15 protein-coding genes are annotated in these 15,866 nt (G+C 66.5%); 5 read left to right on the top strand and 10 right to left on the bottom strand.

Features of this window, described 5'->3' with window-relative positions:
- Position 1 precedes the first annotated feature (1 nt).
- The 7 genes from FOB72_RS00540 to FOB72_RS00510 all read right to left on the bottom strand — a co-directional run bounded on the left by FOB72_RS00540 (position 2) and on the right by FOB72_RS00510 (position 7,210).
- The gene (locus FOB72_RS00540; protein ID WP_150370751.1) at positions 2 to 1,000 is read right to left on the bottom strand and encodes a response regulator; all 999 of its coding nucleotides are present in this window, start codon (positions 998 to 1,000) and stop codon (positions 2 to 4) included.
- Positions 997 to 2,142, bottom strand: a complete 1,146-nt coding sequence (locus tag FOB72_RS00535) for a hybrid sensor histidine kinase/response regulator (protein WP_150370750.1) — start codon at positions 2,140 to 2,142, stop codon at positions 997 to 999. Before FOB72_RS00535 ends, FOB72_RS00540 begins: the two co-directional genes overlap by 4 nt.
- A gap of 13 nt (positions 2,143 to 2,155) precedes the next feature.
- On the bottom strand, positions 2,156 to 3,487 hold the full coding sequence (locus FOB72_RS00530) for a sensor histidine kinase (RefSeq protein WP_150370749.1): 1,332 nt from the start codon (positions 3,485 to 3,487) through the stop codon (positions 2,156 to 2,158).
- A gap of 28 nt (positions 3,488 to 3,515) precedes the next feature.
- Positions 3,516 to 4,907: a class I SAM-dependent methyltransferase gene (locus FOB72_RS00525; protein ID WP_150370748.1), complete on the bottom strand. Its 1,392-nt coding sequence runs from the start codon at positions 4,905 to 4,907 to the stop codon at positions 3,516 to 3,518.
- Positions 4,908 to 5,356: 449 nt separating this feature from the next.
- Positions 5,357 to 5,947, bottom strand: a complete 591-nt coding sequence (locus tag FOB72_RS00520; protein ID WP_150370747.1) for a YceI family protein — start codon at positions 5,945 to 5,947, stop codon at positions 5,357 to 5,359.
- A gap of 67 nt (positions 5,948 to 6,014) precedes the next feature.
- A complete protein-coding gene (locus FOB72_RS00515) occupies positions 6,015 to 6,605 on the bottom strand; it encodes a YceI family protein (protein WP_150370746.1) in 591 nt (196 codons plus the stop codon).
- Positions 6,606 to 6,631: 26 nt separating this feature from the next.
- Complete coding sequence (locus FOB72_RS00510; RefSeq protein ID WP_150370745.1) at positions 6,632 to 7,210, bottom strand: cytochrome b; 579 nt, start codon at positions 7,208 to 7,210, stop codon at positions 6,632 to 6,634.
- Positions 7,211 to 7,544: 334 nt separating this feature from the next.
- Between FOB72_RS00510 and FOB72_RS00505 the strand changes: the two genes are divergently transcribed.
- The 4 genes from FOB72_RS00505 to FOB72_RS00490 all read left to right on the top strand — a co-directional run bounded on the left by FOB72_RS00505 (position 7,545) and on the right by FOB72_RS00490 (position 11,846).
- Complete coding sequence (locus tag FOB72_RS00505; RefSeq protein ID WP_150370744.1) at positions 7,545 to 8,354, top strand: enoyl-CoA hydratase/isomerase family protein; 810 nt, start codon at positions 7,545 to 7,547, stop codon at positions 8,352 to 8,354.
- A gap of 76 nt (positions 8,355 to 8,430) precedes the next feature.
- The gene (locus FOB72_RS00500) at positions 8,431 to 9,426 is read left to right on the top strand and encodes a Bug family tripartite tricarboxylate transporter substrate binding protein (protein ID WP_150370743.1); all 996 of its coding nucleotides are present in this window, start codon (positions 8,431 to 8,433) and stop codon (positions 9,424 to 9,426) included.
- A gap of 36 nt (positions 9,427 to 9,462) precedes the next feature.
- A complete protein-coding gene (locus FOB72_RS00495) occupies positions 9,463 to 10,383 on the top strand; it encodes an SMP-30/gluconolactonase/LRE family protein (protein ID WP_150370742.1) in 921 nt (306 codons plus the stop codon).
- 11 nt (positions 10,384 to 10,394) lie between these two features.
- Positions 10,395 to 11,846, top strand: coding sequence for a CoA transferase (locus FOB72_RS00490; protein WP_223851374.1), 1,452 nt, complete (start codon positions 10,395 to 10,397; stop codon positions 11,844 to 11,846).
- Positions 11,847 to 11,853: 7 nt separating this feature from the next.
- Here FOB72_RS00490 and purB read toward each other — a convergent pair whose 3' ends face one another.
- Positions 11,854 to 13,230, bottom strand: coding sequence for an adenylosuccinate lyase (purB, locus tag FOB72_RS00485; RefSeq protein WP_150370741.1), 1,377 nt, complete (start codon positions 13,228 to 13,230; stop codon positions 11,854 to 11,856).
- A 305-nt stretch (positions 13,231 to 13,535) separates the two neighbouring features.
- On the opposite strand from purB, the gene FOB72_RS00480 reads away from it, so the two are divergent.
- The gene (locus FOB72_RS00480; RefSeq protein ID WP_150370740.1) at positions 13,536 to 14,150 is read left to right on the top strand and encodes a glutathione S-transferase family protein; all 615 of its coding nucleotides are present in this window, start codon (positions 13,536 to 13,538) and stop codon (positions 14,148 to 14,150) included.
- A gap of 117 nt (positions 14,151 to 14,267) precedes the next feature.
- Here the strand turns inward: FOB72_RS00480 and mnmA are convergent, their stop codons facing one another.
- Complete coding sequence (gene mnmA, locus FOB72_RS00475; protein ID WP_150370739.1) at positions 14,268 to 15,347, bottom strand: tRNA 2-thiouridine(34) synthase MnmA; 1,080 nt, start codon at positions 15,345 to 15,347, stop codon at positions 14,268 to 14,270.
- Positions 15,344 to 15,835: an NUDIX hydrolase gene (locus tag FOB72_RS00470; RefSeq protein ID WP_191002168.1), complete on the bottom strand. Its 492-nt coding sequence runs from the start codon at positions 15,833 to 15,835 to the stop codon at positions 15,344 to 15,346. The genes mnmA and FOB72_RS00470 overlap by 4 nt, the downstream gene beginning before the upstream one ends.
- Positions 15,836 to 15,866: the final 31 nt, after the last annotated feature.

The following is a 15,866-nucleotide window of genomic DNA, read 5'->3' as shown; positions in this document are numbered from 1 at the left end:
CTTACGCTTCCAGCATCTTCTCGATCCACACCGCCAGACGGTCGGGCGCGAACCAGTCGCCCCGGGTACCGACACGTGCGGAAATCGTATCGCCTTCGCGCACCAGCTGCAGCGCGCCGCCGGCTTCCTCGATCCACAGCAGCACCGCCAGCCAGCTCGTATGCGCGGGCGACACCGCATCGTCTACCGGCTTCTCGATAAACTCGGCAAGCAGGGCCGGCGTGGTCCACGTCACGACGTCACCGTCCCGGCGCACGGCCTCGCCCACCACCTCGGCCAGCACCGCCGTCACATCCGCGGCGCTCCTTCCGGCAAGCTTCGTGCGCAGTTCGGCCAGCCGCGCTCCGACCGCGTGGCCGAACGCCCCGCTGCGCTGGCTTTCGGCACCGACCAGATCGGCATAATCGACGCGGTTCCAGTCCGGTTCCGGATTCTTCGCACCGGCCAGATCGGCACCGGCCAGATATGTCTCCACGGGCTGGAAGCGGCCCGGGCCGATCAGGCTCGCGGCCAGCGCCTGGACCATGCCGATGCGCGCGGCCAGGGTCTGCTTCTGCATCACCGACAGCTTTTCGCGCACGAGCTGGTCACGCTCGCGTCGCAGGCCCGACAGCTCGAGCGCCTGCTTGAGCTCCATGCGCAGCGCGGTAATGTCCCACGGCTTCTTGATATAGCGGTGGATCTGGCCCTGGTTCACCGCCTCGACGGTCTGGTCGAGTTCCGAGTACGCCGTGGTCAGGATCCGCACGATATGCGGGTAGCGTTCGCGCGCGTAGCGCAGCAGCTCGTTCCCGTATTCGCCGGGCATGCGCTGGTCCGACACCAGCACGGCGAGGCTGTCGCCATGCGCGTCGAGCAGCGCCTTGCCCTCCTCCACCGATCCGCCCGTGACCACGGGCGCCAGTTGCCCGATGGCCCGCTGGAAATATTTGACGGCGGTCGCCTCGTCGTCAACGAACAGAATCGCGGGGGGTGCCTGCGTTGTATTCAGTTCGCTCATCGATCACTCCTGTGCATACGATTCTTGAAATTGGGGAAATCCAGCGTCACGGTCGTGCCGGCGCCGGAGGCCGAAGCGATCCGGATACCGCCACCGAAAGACTGCATGACGCGGTTACAGAAGATCATGCCGAGCCCGCTGCCACCGGCGCCCGCGTGCGTCGTGACGGGGTCGACAAGCAGTCGCTCCATGACTTCGGGCGGAATGCCGGGCCCGTTGTCGGAAATACGAATCTCGGGATGCTCGCCAGCCACGACCACGAACCGCAGCACGGGACCGTGGACATCGGCCAGCGCGCGCAAGCCATTGCTCATCACCGACGACAACACCAGCGCCACGCAGTTGGGCAGCGTCGGCACCGGGAAATCGCCGTGTACTTCCACCTGGACCCAGTCGCGCTGTGCATCCGCGAATGGATAGGTGTCCAGCAGCGACGCCACAAGCGAACCCGCCGAAACCGGCTCGCCCGACGCCGCGGAACGCGTACCCTGTGCCGACGACATGCCGGCGCTGTTGCGCACCGACTGCAGGAACGACGACAGCACCGCCAGGCAATACTGCGCGTTGTCGTGCATCTTGCCCGCGGCCTGGCCAATCTCGCCGAGCCGCTGCGCCCCGTCCTCGCCGCTCACGCGCGCCTCGATACCGCGCGCGAAATTGGCGATCGCCGCGAGCGGTGTATTGAGTTCGTGCGCGAGAAACGCGAGCGTCTCGTCGATCGCCATCAGCCGCTGCTGGCGTACCGCGCGCTCGCGATGCCGCTCGCCGGCCAGACGCAGGACCTCGCGCACGCCGTTCACGGCAATCGGTTTCTCGAGAATGCGGAACACCTCACCGTTGTTAACGGTCTCGAGCAACATATCCTTATCCGCATACGCGGTGACGAGGATGCGGACGATCTGCGGGTAGTCCTGGGCGACCTGCCGCAGCAGGGAGCCACCGTCGCGCCCCGGCATGCGGAAGTCGGTCACGAGCACCGAAATACGTGCACCGTCCGTGCGCAGGACCTCGGTCGCCTCGTCCGCGCTCTTCGCCAGCAGCACGTCGTACTCGCCCCCGACGGCACGCGCGAAATACTTGCAGGCCATCTCCTCGTCATCGACGTAGAGAACGGTCGGCCGGACCTGGGGGATATCGCTCATGACAGCCTCATTCTCATTCCGCGCGCGGCAGATCGAACGCGAACGCCGCCCACTGCCCCACTTCGCTCTCCGCGAACAGCACGCCGCCATGGCGCTCGACCACGGCATAGCTGATCGAGAGGCCGAGGCCGAGCCCCTGCCCCACTTCCCGCGTGGTGAAGAACGGTTCGAACACGCGCGCCAGATGCTCGGGCGCGATGCCGGGGCCGTTGTCCTGCACGCGGACATGCAGGCGGCCGTCTAGCCAGCGCACGGTCGTATGGATTGCCGGCCCCTGCGTGCCGGCCTTGCGCATCGCCAGCGCGGCGTTCGAGAACAGGTTGATCAGCACGCCGATGATCGCCGCCTCGTCGCCGAACACGAGCGTGTCGTCGGGCATCTCGCGCGTCATCTTGACGCCGCGCAGCTCGTGCGCGGTCAGCCGGACCGACGAGTCGAGCGCCTTCTCGAACAGGAACGGCGTGCCCTCGACCTCCGCGCCCGGCTTGCGGTACGCGAACGTCTTCAGGTCCGACACGATATGCTGGATCCGCTGCATGCCCTGCTTGGCATCGACGAGGCATTCCTCGAGCATCGGCTCCTTCTTCGTGACGGGTTCTTCCATGGCGACCTCGATCGCCATCAGGCAGAAGTTCACGGGGTTGTTCACCTCGTGCAGCAGACCCGCCGCCAGCGTACCGATCGCCGCCATCTTCTCCTGCTGGAGCATCTGGCCCTTGATATCGACGAGCTGGCGGTTGATGTCCTCGAGTTCGACGTTCTTCTCGGCCACCTCGGCCTTCAATCGGAACAGCATGAAGCGCGCGCGCTCGTTGAAGAACGTGTACACGCCGCTCGCCGCCGCGGCGAACAACAGGAACAGCGAGTTGACGATAAACGTCCCCACGGGCTCGATGCCGCCCGGATGGATAAAACACGCGGCCGCATAAAGCAGATACGACAGGATGCCGAACACCACGTTCTGCCACAGTCCGAACGGCAGCGCGATGCCCGACGCGAAGATCGCGAGGTTCAGCCCGACGTAGTAAGGCGACTGCACGCCCTCGGTCTGCGAGATCATCCACGCGATCATGATCTGCGGCAGCAGCAGCCATGTGAGCGTGAGCCACGGCGCGAAGCGCCGGCCGGCCTCGCGGTGCAGCGCCAGGACCACGCCCGCGATCAGCAGCGAGACGAGCACGCGCGCAATCGCGAACGGCAGTTGCTGCTCCGGATACTGGCCGTAGTCGAGCCCGACGCCGAGCATCACGAGCACGATGGCCGTGTAGGCGCCCCCGCGGGAGAACGCGAGACGAAATTCCGCCAGTTCGGTCTGATAACCGGCGTACAGTTGATTGGCACTCATGTTCGGGGTGGGAAGCTCGACCTCGCTGTCACTGGATGGTGGCTTCGGCGAAGACATTGACCCCGGTTTCATCGACATAGAGTCGGTGTGCATGCGAGTTCTCCGGCAACAACGAGGACATCCCCGATTCGTTGCGATAGATCAGATACCACTCGAGCAGATGCTCCATGCCGAACTTCTCGGGATTGTCGGAATGGACGTTGGTCACCAGCAACTCGCCACCCTGCTTGGTGCGCGAGGCGAAATACGTGAGCAGCCGCGCGCAGACCTTGTCGGACAGGTAGTCGAACAGGCCCGCGCAGTAGACGGCCTCGAACGCGCGCCAGTCCGGCTCGTCGGGCGCGATACGGCGCTTGAGCAGATCGTGCACGGACTGGTGGACCATCTCCACCGACGCCTTGCGGCCGGCCGACGCGGCCGAGCGTTCGATCGAACTCTTCGTGTACTCGAGCGTTTCCTCGCTGAAGTCCACGAGCTGAAACGACAGCAGTTCGGGATTCGGATACTCGCGCACGAAACGCTGGATCTCGAACGCGGGACCGCAGCCCACGTTCAGGATGCGGAATGGCCGGCCCGCGGCGCGCGCGCGCTCGGCCTGGCGCGTGAGGAAGTCCACGAGCAGATCGATGCGGTTGCGGTGGGCGGTGGCCACGGCCGCCTTCAGGAACGCCGTGTTGACGATCTGGAAGTACGTGGTCGGACCCTGCTGCGGATCGCTGAGGATCTGGTTCACCATCTCGTAGTCGCCCGCATAGCCGAGCGGCTTGGTGAACGTGCGATACACGAAGGGCGCGCGCAGCAGCAGCGGATGCAGCGCGGCCTGCGCGTACGTCCGGTGCACGGGCGCGATCTCGGGATCCACGCGCTGCGCCTCGCCCTCGAGCCAGTCGAGGTAGGTCTTGACCTTCGTCATCAGCGGCGTGGCGAGTTCGTAGAACACGTCCTCGCGCAGGCGTCCCTCCACCTTGGGCAGCGACTCGGTCAGATCGACCTGCTCGACCCAGCGGGACACTTCGGACAGGTACGCGCGCATCTCGTTGACCACGATCTGATAATCGCGGCGGATGTTGAAGCGCGTGTCCCAGTCCTGCACGAACATCTCGGCCTCGCGCGCCACGGACTTCGGCTCGTGGTTGACGTCGGTGAGTTCGCGCCACTCGTCGATCAGCGTCAGCGACACCACTGCGGTCAGGCCCGTATTCACGAGGCTCATGACCACGGCCTTGCCGAGGTACGCATTCTTCGTGCCCATGCGGACGCTGAGCTCGCTCAGCACCTCGCTGACCTGCACGATCGAGTATGGGTTGTAGATTTCCATCACCAGAGACTTTCTCTGGAGATTGATGATCGTTCCGCGCACCTGCTCGCCCTGCGAGTTGCGGAAGCTAACTACCGGATCGATTTGCGTTTTGGAGTACACGGTATCGCGCCAGGGAAATCCGAAAAACGCTGCGCGCCAGGGCGCCGCGAACGGCAGGCCGGGTACAGCTCGGGCAAGAGGTCTCGCGGCGGGTGACCGGAATCAGGGAATGCAGCCAAGGCTCATGTCGTATGCGCGCGACCGGTTGTTATGCGGTTAGGATGCGAATAGGGACGCAAACAGGGAAGCGCGAAAGGGAAGCGATTCCCGGAAGCGGTTCCCGGAGAGGTGAGACTGCGGCGACCCATTGTACTGTGGCTCTCGCCGGTCGTACAACCGCGCCGATACCGTAATTGGTGGGGTATGCCCGAGGTCGGTGGCCACGCACCGGAGATGGGCATTCAAACCGATCGAGGGCGAGATGCCTCCGATCGGGGCCGACCCTGCCGCGGGCAGGGTTGCGGCGCACCGCGCGGGGGCCCGCGCGGTGTATGACCAGGCAGGACCGGTTAGTCCGCCTTCACGCCTTCCACCTGGATGGCGAGCTTGACGTCCTGCTTGAAGCCGTACTTCGCGCCGTAGTCCACGCCGAAGTCCGCGCGGTTGAACGTGCCCGACGCATCGGCGCCGCACACTTCGCGCTTGAGCATCGGATGCTCGATGCACTTGAACTGATGAATCTCCAGCTTCACGGGCTTCGACACGCCGCGCAGCGTCAGCACGCCGTCGACTTCGGTCGGCACGTCACCCTTGAACTTCGAGAACTTGCCCTTGTACACGGCGTCCGGGAACGCCTGCACGTCGAACATCTCGGGACCCTTCACGTGCTCGTTCAGCTTGCTGTTGCCGAAGTCCACCGACGCGGCGTCGATCTTGACCTCGACGGTGCCGGCCTTGGCCGCGCGGTCCAGCGTGACGACGCCGCTGGACTTGTCGAACTTGCCGCGCCACACCGACAGGCCGCCCAGGTGGTCGGTCTCGAAGCTCGGGTACGTGTGCGTCGGGTCGAGGTTGTACGTGGTCGGCGCGGCCGAGGCCACGAACGTTGCGGAAGCGGCCGCAACGGCGACGAGGGATGCGGTCAGGGTACGCATTTGCATAGAAGATTCTCGCGAATAGGTTCAGGGATGGAAAGGTCGGGACGAAGGCAGGCGGGCATCAGCCCTGTCAGCCCTTCTTCGCCGTCACGATATGGAACTTGATTTGTACATCGTCGGCGACGACGGAAGTGTCCTTCCACTCGCCCTCGCCGATGTTGAAGGCGGTGCGCTTGATCGGCAGCACGCCATCGAACACTTGCCCCGCGGCGTCCTGGCGATAGGTCGCCGGTACCACCACGTCAACGGTCTTGCCCTTGATGGTCAGCTTGCCGGCCACGTCGAACTTGCCCGCGCCGCTGCTCTTGATGCTCGTCGACTGGAACGTTGCCTTCGGAAATTTCGCAGCGTCGAACCACTCGCGGCCCTTGACCTCCTTGCTGGTCTCGGCGTCGCCGATCTCGAAGCTGGCCACGTCGATCTCGATCTTGGCCGAGGACGTCGCAAGCTTGTTGGGATCGAAGTCGACGGTCGCATCGAACTTCTTGAACTTGCCTTCCATCGGCACGCCGATCTGGCGCGCGGTCGCGGTGACGGCGCTCTTGGCCGTATCCACCTGCGCCCACGCGAGTCCGGCGACCGAGGCGAGCGACGCGGCGGCCGCCAGGGCTGCCACACCGGTGACGAGCGGACGCATGCCGCGGCGGGTGATGCTTGTCATCTGCAACTCCTTGCTTGGGAAAACGCTCAACGAAGAAACGGCAGCATGCGGGCCAGCGTGCCATCGCGGTCGATGACCTGATGCTTGATGGCGGCCAGCGCATGCACGACGACGATCGCCGCCATCGTGTAGTTGAGCCAGATATGGGCGGTCTGAAGCACGACCTTGGCCGTGTCGCCGGGCTCGATCAGCATCGGCAGCTTCCACAGGCCCAGATACACCACGGGCACGCCGGCGGCGCAGCTATAGAGATAGCCCGTCACCGGTACCACGAGGATCAGCACGTACAGCAGATGATGGGCGCCCGCGGCGGCGCGTGCCTGCCATGCGGGCGTACCCGCCGCGACCGGCGGCGCCGCATGCGTGGCGCGCCAGATGACGCGCAGCACGGCCAGCGCGAAAATCGTCACGCCCAGCCATTTGTGCCACGAGAACAGCTTGAGCTTGGTCGGCGTGAAACCGGGAATGCCGGTCATGTACAGGCCGAGGCCAAACGCGGTGAAGATGCCGAAGGCAATCAGCCAGTGGAAACCGATCGCAGTCGCGGTGTAGCGGGTCACGGCGCCCGGCGTCGCGGTTGCGTGTAGCACCTTCGTCGAATTCATGAATGCATCCCTTTCTGCTCGAGGGGGGTCTTGTTGTGCGGCCGGCTACTTGCTGCGCCAGCGATTCTCGCATTATTGGGGGACCGGCGTGCGGCTTGAAAGTCCGAACTTCATTAAGTTGTTCAAATGATTTGATGTGACCGGATGTCGCAGCCGCCACCCGTCACCTCCACGTTGCGGCGCCATCGGCATCGACCCGTCTTGACACGCGCCAAACGCAGCCGGATGATAGTTCGAACGTTGTTCCGACTTATAGAACATATTAACCAACGACGAGCGGACGGCTGCGCCGACAGACGCGCGGACCGAGACAGACCCTTGCAGGAGACGCACGATGGACGAGACCGTCCGGGTGACCCGCCACGCCGGCTGGGCCGTGATTCGCATCGACCGCGAAGCGCGGCGCAACGCGCTGGACCGCGCCACGCGCCATGCGCTGGCGGCCGCGCTGGCGAATCTTCGGGGCGACACGCGCGCGATCGTGCTGACGGGCACGGGCGCCAGTTTCTGCGCGGGCCTCGACCTGCGTGAACGCGAGGAAGAGCGCGCCGCGGGCGCACCCGATCTTGCGGGCCAGGAAGCCATCGAACTCAACCTCGCCATGCGCGCGCATCCGGCCATCTTCATCGCGGCCGTCAACGGCCTGGCGCTGGGCGGCGGTGTCACGCTCGTCAACAGCTGCGACCTCGCCATCGCGTCGTCCACGGCCGCGCTAGGCTGTCCCGAGATCGGCTTTGCCAATTACGCGAGCATGGCCGGCCCGACCTCGCAACTGCTGCTCACGCGCAAACGCGCGGCCTGGCTGCTGCTGACCACCGAACGCATCGATGCCGCGACCGCCGCGGACTGGGGCCTCGTGAACGAGGTCGTTCCGCCGGCGCAGCTCGATGCGCGCGCGGCCGAACTCGCCGTGCGGCTGGCCGGCTTCGACGCGGTCGCGCTCGCCGAAACGAAGGCCGCGCTGGAGAAGATTCCGGCCGAGATCACGCGCTGGCGCGAAGCCATGGACTATGGCCAGACCGTCAACGCGCGCATTCGCGAACGCACGGCCGCGGCATCGGCGGGCCTCACGCCGGCGGGGCTCACGCCGGCGGGCCTCGCGCATTCCAACGCGGGCGGCCGCCATCGCGGCCAGGGCACCTAGTCCCCCCTTTTTACTCATCACCCATGCGACATGCCATAGAGCATGCGCAGGCACCGACCCTGCATCAGGAGACAACATGCCACGCAGCATCCCCCGTCGACGCTTCCTCCGTACCTGCGCCACGCTCATCGCCGCGGCCATGGGCGCCACCTCGGTGCCCCCCGCGTTCGCGGCCGACGCCTTTCCTTCCAAGCCAATCACGATCATCGTGCCGTTCTCGGTGGGCGGCTCCACGGACCTCGTCGCACGGCTCGTCGCCACGGGCATGAGCGCGCGCGGCACCAGCGCGCTCGTCGACAACCGCACGGGCGGCGGCGGCGTCATCGGCTGGGGCACGGTCGCACGCGCGGCGCCCGATGGCTACACGATGCTCACGACGGAGATGTCGTATGCGATCGCGGCCACGCTGCTGCCCAAGCTGCCGTTCGATCCGCACAAGGCGTTCCAGATGGTGACGGTAGCCGCGGCCATGCCGCACGTGCTCGTGGTCCATCCGAGCGTGCCCGCGAAGACCGTGCAGGAGTTCATCGCGCTGGCCAAGGCCAACCCCGGCAAGTACTACTACGGCTCCGGCGGCAACGGTACCAATACCCACCTCGGCGGCGCGCTGTTCAACAACCTCGCCGGCGTGAACCTCGTGCACGTGCCGTACCGCGGCGCGGGGGCCGCGATGCAGGACCTGATGGGCGGACAGGTGCAGGCGCTGATCACCTCGCTGCCGACCGCCCTTCCCTATATCAAGAGCGGCAAGGTGCGCGCGCTGATGCTCGCCAACGACACGCGCTCGCCGGTGCTGCCCGACGTGCCGGCCGCGCCCGAGGTCGGCATGCCCAGGATGGTCATGAAGTTCTGGGTCGGATTCTCGGTGCCGGCGGGCACTCCGCAACCGGTCATCGACAAGCTGAACAAGGAAATGGTGGACGCGGTCAACACGCCGGAGATTCGCAAGAGCCTGCAGGATCAGGGGCTTGACCCGGTGGGCAGCACGCCCGCCCAGGCCACGAAGCTGCTGAACGACGAGATCACGCGCTGGGGCGCGGTCATCAAGGCCGCGAACATCAAGGCAGACTGAAGCCAGAAGACTGTAGACCGAAAGAGGATCCGCGACATGTGGAACGTCAATTTCACGCCCCCGCAAATCATCGAGGCACGCGTGCTGACGCGCATGCCCGACGCGCTGCGCATCGCCCGCCGCAGCGAATGGGCCGACGCCAACAAACCCGGGCAGATCGTCGATAGCTTTCTCGAGGGGCCGACCTTCGACCGCGAGGGCAATCTGTTCGTCACCGACATTCCGCACGGCCGCATCTTCCGTATCGCACCCGATCTGCGCTGGGAAGCGTTCGCCGAGACCGCCGGCTGGCCCAACGGCATCGCGATGCATCGCGACGGCAGCCTCTGGGTGGCGGACTATCGCTGCGGCCTCCTGCGCGTGGAGCCCTTGCATGGCGATGTCACGGTCGTGCGCGGGCATCGCAACTCGGAAAGCTTTCGCGGCATCAACGACCTCACGTTCGATGCCGAGGGCAACCTCTACTTCACCGACCAGGGTCAGACGGGCCTGCACGATCCGACCGGCCGCGTCTATCGCCTGCGGCCCTCGGGCCAGATGGACCTGCTGCTGTCGAACGTGCCGAGTCCCAACGGCATCGTGCTCGATCCCTCGCAGCGCTTTCTGTTCGTCGCCGCGACGCGCGCCAATGCGGTGTGGCGCATGCCGGTGCTGCCCGACGGTTCCGTCTCGAAGGCGGGCGCGTTCCAGACGTTCTTTGGCACCAGCGGCCCCGACGGCCTCGCGATGGATGCCGAGGGCCGCCTCGTGGTCGCGCATGCGAGCCTCGGCGGCGCGTTCGTGCTCGACGCGCATGGCTGGTGCACGCATTTCATCCGCAGTCCGATCGGCGGCACGGTGACCAATATCGCGTTCCGGCCCGGCACGAACAAGCTCGTGCTGACCGAATCGGCCAGCGGCACCGTGCTCGAAGCCGAACTGCCGGCCGCGGGCGCGCCGCTGTTCTCCCACGCCTAGGCGCCTGATCGATGGCCACGATACCGGCGTTCGCGGAACTCATGACCCTGCGCGGCGATGCGCCGCCGCGCGCGGGGGAAGTCACGGTCCACGGGCGCGATCCGTTCCATCCCACGCCATTCCGCGTCGGCGAAACGACGGCCGCGGTGCTGGCCGCCGTGGGCGTGGCGGCCAACGATATCTGGGCCGCCCGCACGGGCCGCCGCCAGTCGGTGACGCTCGACGTGCGCCATGCGGCGGCGACCGTGCGCACCGTCGACTACACGCAGGCGCCCGATGCCGGCGGCGTGTTCGCGCATGTGCCGATCCCGCAGGCCATGGCGCATATGCTCGAGGTCACGCAGCCGTGGCGCACGCGCGACGGGCGCTGGTTCCTGCCGCATCTGAACCTGCCCCACCTTTCGCGACGCGTGCTCGACGTGCTCCGCTGCGACAGCACGCCCGAGGCCGTGCGCGCGGCAGTGGCGCAATGGGACGCCGATGCGCTCGAAGACGCGATTGCCGCGGCGCGCGCGTGCGGCGGCACCATCCGCACGCGCGACGAATGGCTGGCCCATCCGCAGGGGCAATATCTGGCGGGCCGCCCCGTGGTCGAAGTGGACCGCGTGGATGCGGGGGTCGCCGCGCCGGCGCCCGCGTGGACGCCCTCGCCCAGGCAGCCGCTGGCCGGTATCCGCGTGCTCGACCTCACGCGCATCCTCGCCGGGCCGATCGCGGGGCGCACGCTCGCCGAACTCGGTGCCGACGTGCTGATGGTGACCGCGAAGCATTTGCCGCAGACCCCCGAGCACGTGCGCGACACGAGCCACGGCAAGCGCAGCTGCTTCCTCGACCTGCGCCGCGATGGCGACGCGCAACGCCTGCGCACGCTCGTCGCGGAGGCCGATGTGCTCGTCGATGGCTACCGGCCGGGCGCCCTCGCCGCGCTGGGCTTCGACGACGCCACGCTGCGCGCGCTGCAACCGTCGCTCGTGCACGTGTCGGTCAGCTGCTACGGCTCGGGCGGGCCCTGGGCGGACCGTGCGGGGTGGGAGCAGGTTGCGCAGGCCGTGACGGGCGTCTGCGAGGCGCAGGGGCGGGCGATCGAAGCAGGCCAGCCGAAGCTCGTCTTCGCGCCGGTATGCGACTACACCACCGGCTATCTGGCCGCGTACGGGACGCTGCTGGCGCTCGCGCGACGCGCGCGCGACGGCGGCGGCTATCGCGTGCAAACGGCGCTGGCCGGTGCGGCGATGCTCGTACAGCGTCAGGGCATGGCGGAGGGATTTGCGGAACTGCCGGGACGCCTCGACGACGAGGCATTGCGCGCATGGCACATGGAGGAGACGGGCCCGAACGGGACGCTTCGCACGCTGGGACCGGCGCTGGGCCTCTCCGAGACCCCGCCGGTCTGGCGCCGCCCAACGCCGGTGCTGGGCGGCGACGACGCGGCATGGCTGCCGCGCGAAGGGAATCTGCCTTAGCGGCGGATCAGATCTTGTTGGCCAGTTCGACCGCCTTGCCGATATAGCTGCCCGGCGTCATCTCCAGCAGCAGCTTCTTGGCATCGTCGGGAATCGCAAGGCCGGATACGAACGTCTGCAGCGCTTCGCGCGAGATGCCCTTGCCGCGTGTCAGCTCCTTGAGCTGTTCGTAGGGGTTGGGCACGCCGAAACGGCGCATCACGGTCTGCACGGGCTCGGCCAGCACTTCCCAGCAGTTGTCGAGATCTTCGTTCAGGCGCTCGGGATTGGTCTCGAGCTTGCCCAGGCCGCGCAGGCAGGCCTCGTAGGCCAGCAGGCTGTAGCCGAACGCCACGCCGATATTGCGCAGCACGGTCGAATCGGTCAGGTCACGCTGCCAGCGCGAAACGGGCAGCTTCTCCGAGAGGTGGCGCAGCACCGCGTTGGCCAGGCCCAGGTTGCCTTCCGAGTTCTCGAAGTCGATCGGGTTGACCTTGTGCGGCATCGTCGACGAACCGATTTCACCGGCCTTGGTCTTCTGCTTGAAGTAGCCCTGCGAGATATAGCCCCACACGTCGCGGTCGAGGTCGAGCAGGATCGTGTTGGCGCGCGCCACGGCGTCGAACAGCTCGGCCATGTAGTCGTGCGGCTCGATCTGGATCGTGTACGGGTTGAACGTCAGGCCGAGGCGCTGCTCGATCACCGACTTCGAGAACGACTCCCAGTCGAACGACGGATACGCCGACAGGTGCGCATTGTAGTTGCCCACGGCGCCGTTCATCTTGCCCAGCAGTTCCACGCGCTCGATACGCACGATCGCGCGCTCCAGACGCGCCGCCACGTTGGCCATTTCCTTGCCGAGCGTGGTCGGGCTCGCGGGCTGGCCGTGCGTGCGCGACAGCATCGGCTGCGCGGCGTTGAGCTTCGCCAGTTCCACGAGGCGCGCATGCACGCGGCGCAGCGCGGGCACCACCACGCCTTCGCGGGCGCCCTTCAGCATCATGCCGTGCGAAGTGTTGTTAATGTCTTCCGACGTGCAGGCGAAGTGGATGAACTCGCTGGCGGCCTCGAGTTCGGCATTGCCCTTGACCTGCTCCTTGAGCCAGTACTCCACGGCCTTGACGTCGTGGTTGGTCACGGCCTCGATGTCCTTGATGCGCGCGGCGTCGGCTTCGGTGAAGTTTTCCACGAGCGCGAGCAGCTTCGCTTCCGACTCGGCCGAGAACTTCGGCACGTCGGGCAGGCCGGCCTGCGACAGGGCGATCAGCCAGTGCACCTCGACCTTGACGCGATTGCGCATGAAGGCCGCCTCGGACAACCATTCGCGCAGCGCGTCGGCCTTGGCGGCGTAGCGACCATCGATCGGGGACAGGGCGGTGAGGGGCGAAAGGGGCGTCGTGGACATGCTGGCAACCGGGGAGAAATAGGGGGAAATGCGCGAGGAAGCGACCGATGCGTCGCACAAGGCGGGGCCGGCGGCATCACGGAAGGCGGGATTTTACCACCGCGCCCCGTCCTGTGCGATCGCCGCACAACAGTCGTGCAGACATCCGTGCGCAAGGCCGCAATGGTGCGTCATTCCGGGGCGTGCGCGGGTATACTCCCGCACGCCGCTCCGGTAGCCTGTTATGAAGTGCATTGGGCAGGAAGACTGCCATCTGCCTGCCACGGAGCGCCGATGCACTTCATAACAAGCTCAAGGGGAGAAGAATGAAGCTGTATGCATCCCGGACCAGTCCCTACGCGCGCAAGGTGCGCGTGGTGCTGGCGGAGAAGAAGATCGACTACCAGATGATCGAGGAGGACGTCTGGTCGCCGCAAACCACCATCGGCCAGTTCAATCCGCTCGGCAAGGTGCCGTGCCTGATCATGGAAGACGGCGGCGCGGTATTCGATTCGCGCGTGATCGTCGAGTACGCGGACACGCTGTCGCCGGTCAGCCGCCTGATTCCGCAGGGCAGCCGCGAGCGGCTCGAGGTCCGCTGCTGGGAAGCGCTGGCCGATGGCCTGCTCGACGCCGCGCTGCTCGTGCGCGTGGAAACCACGCAACGCAGCGAAAGCCAGCGCAGCGAAACGTGGGTGGCGCGCCAGCGCGGCAAGATCGACGCGGCGCTCGTCGCCATGGCCAGCGGCCTCGGCGACCGGCCGTGGTGCACGGGCATCCACTACTCGCTCGCCGACGTGGCCGTGGGCTGCGCGCTCGCCTATCTGGATTTCCGGTTCCCGGAGATTCCCTGGCGCGAACGCCATCCGACGCTCGCCGCGTTCCAGGAGAAGATCGAGAAACGGCAGTCGTTCCTCGATACGCTCCCGCCGACCGCCTGAGACTTCAAGGCTGTATCAGGGCGAAGCGTAGCGGTTCTGGCTAGGCGCGCGGCCGCAGACAGTACAAGTGGTACGGCAAGGCCGCGCAAGGACGCCAGAATCGTCCTGATACGGCCGTCACTGGATGATGCCGCCACCCAGGCAGACCTCGCCGTCATACAACACGGCGGACTGCCCGGGCGTCACCGCCCACTGCGCCTCGGCGAACGCCAGCTGCAACGCGTCGCCACTTGCCGTGGCCACCGTGCACGGCGCATCGCTCTGCCGATAGCGCGTCTTCGCGGCAATCTCCAGCCCCGCCTCCGGCGCCTCGCCCGCGACCCACGACAGGTCCGCCGCATCGAGCTTCGCGCTCAGCAGCCACGGATGATCGTGCCCCTGCACCACATACAGCGTGTTGTTCGCCATGTCCTTGCGCGCGACATACCATGCATCGCCGCTGCCATCGCGGCTGCCGCCCAGGCCGATGCCCTTGCGCTGTCCCAGCGTGTAGAACGCCAGCCCGATATGCTCGCCCACCACCCTGCCGTCGTCGGTCTTCATCGGACCCGGCTTCGTCGGCAGATAGCGGTTCAGAAAATCGCGGAACGGCCGCTCGCCGATAAAGCAGATGCCGGTCGAGTCCTTCTTCTTCGCGTTGGGCAGCCCGATATCCGCAGCGATCTCGCGCACGCGCGTCTTCGGGATCTCGCCGAGCGGAAACAGCGTGCGCGACAGCTGCGCCTGATTCAGCCGGTGCAGGAAGTAGCTCTGATCCTTGGTATGGTCGAACGCCTTCAGCAGCTCGAAACGGCCGCTGTCGGCCTGCCGCACGCGCGCATAGTGGCCGGTGGCGATGAGGTCCGCGCCCAGCGACATCGCATGGTCGAGAAACGCCTTGAACTTGATTTCTGCGTTGCACAGCACGTCGGGGTTCGGCGTGCGGCCGGCGGAATACTCGCGCAGGAAATCCGCGAACACGCGGTCCTTGTATTCGGCCGCGAAGTTCACCGCTTCCACATCCACGCCGATCACGTCCGCGACGGACGCCACGTCGAGCCAGTCCTGCCGTGTGGAGCAGTACTCGCTGTCGTCGTCGTCCTCCCAGTTCTTCATGAACAGGCCGATGACCTCGTAACCCTGCTGCTTGAGCAGCCATGCGGTGACCGACGAGTCGACGCCGCCGGACATGCCCACCACCACACGGCGTCCGCTCATGGCGCCACCTCGGTGGCCACCGCGGTCGGGTGGGTATAGAGCACGTCGAGCGCGAACCGCTTGCCGGCGACGTAGTCCTCGACGCATGCCAGCAGCAGCGGCGTGCGATGCCGGTCGCGGCAGGCGCGCAATTCCTCGATGCTCATCCACACCGTGCGCACGATGCCGGTATCGAGCTGACGTCCCGAGTCGAGCGAGCCGAGGTCCCCCGTGAACGCGAAACGGATATAGGTGGTATCGCCCTGGTCGCGCGACGACAGGCCGCGGCTCATATAGCAGCCGACGAGCGCGCGCGGCTCGAACGTATGCGCGGTCTCCTCGAGCGTTTCGCGGATGACGGCATTGATCAGGCTCTCGCCCGCTTCGAGATGGCCGGCGGGCTGATTGAGCCGCAGGCCCGCGGGCGTTTCCTCTTCGACCAGCAGGAAGCGGCCGCCGCGCTCGATGACCGCGGCAACCGTGACACTGGCGTTCCAGTCACGTGACATGATGCACAATTTTTAAGCAATCCGGCATTTT

It is taken from the genome of Cupriavidus pauculus, from assembly GCF_008693385.1.
GTDB classification, from domain to species: Bacteria; Pseudomonadota; Gammaproteobacteria; order Burkholderiales; family Burkholderiaceae; genus Cupriavidus; species Cupriavidus pauculus_D.
This window is presented reverse-complemented; position numbering and strand designations above follow the sequence as displayed.

Coding starts and splice junctions, on each gene's coding strand:
- FOB72_RS00540 (WP_150370751.1), bottom strand. CDS start 1,000: ATGAGCGAACTGAATACAACGCAGGCACCCCCCGCGATTCTGTTCGTT.
- FOB72_RS00535 (WP_150370750.1), bottom strand. CDS start 2,142: ATGAGCGATATCCCCCAGGTCCGGCCGACCGTTCTCTACGTCGATGAC.
- FOB72_RS00530 (WP_150370749.1), bottom strand. CDS start 3,487: ATGAGTGCCAATCAACTGTACGCCGGTTATCAGACCGAACTGGCGGAA.
- FOB72_RS00520 (WP_150370747.1), bottom strand. CDS start 5,947: ATGCAAATGCGTACCCTGACCGCATCCCTCGTCGCCGTTGCGGCCGCT.
- FOB72_RS00515 (WP_150370746.1), bottom strand. CDS start 6,605: ATGACAAGCATCACCCGCCGCGGCATGCGTCCGCTCGTCACCGGTGTG.
- FOB72_RS00510 (WP_150370745.1), bottom strand. CDS start 7,210: ATGAATTCGACGAAGGTGCTACACGCAACCGCGACGCCGGGCGCCGTG.
- FOB72_RS00505 (WP_150370744.1), top strand. CDS start 7,545: ATGGACGAGACCGTCCGGGTGACCCGCCACGCCGGCTGGGCCGTGATT.
- FOB72_RS00500 (WP_150370743.1), top strand. CDS start 8,431: ATGCCACGCAGCATCCCCCGTCGACGCTTCCTCCGTACCTGCGCCACG.
- FOB72_RS00495 (WP_150370742.1), top strand. CDS start 9,463: ATGTGGAACGTCAATTTCACGCCCCCGCAAATCATCGAGGCACGCGTG.
- FOB72_RS00490 (WP_223851374.1), top strand. CDS start 10,395: ATGGCCACGATACCGGCGTTCGCGGAACTCATGACCCTGCGCGGCGAT.
- purB (WP_150370741.1), bottom strand. CDS start 13,230: ATGTCCACGACGCCCCTTTCGCCCCTCACCGCCCTGTCCCCGATCGAT.
- FOB72_RS00480 (WP_150370740.1), top strand. CDS start 13,536: ATGAAGCTGTATGCATCCCGGACCAGTCCCTACGCGCGCAAGGTGCGC.
- mnmA (WP_150370739.1), bottom strand. CDS start 15,347: ATGAGCGGACGCCGTGTGGTGGTGGGCATGTCCGGCGGCGTCGACTCG.
- FOB72_RS00470 (WP_191002168.1), bottom strand. CDS start 15,835: ATGTCACGTGACTGGAACGCCAGTGTCACGGTTGCCGCGGTCATCGAG.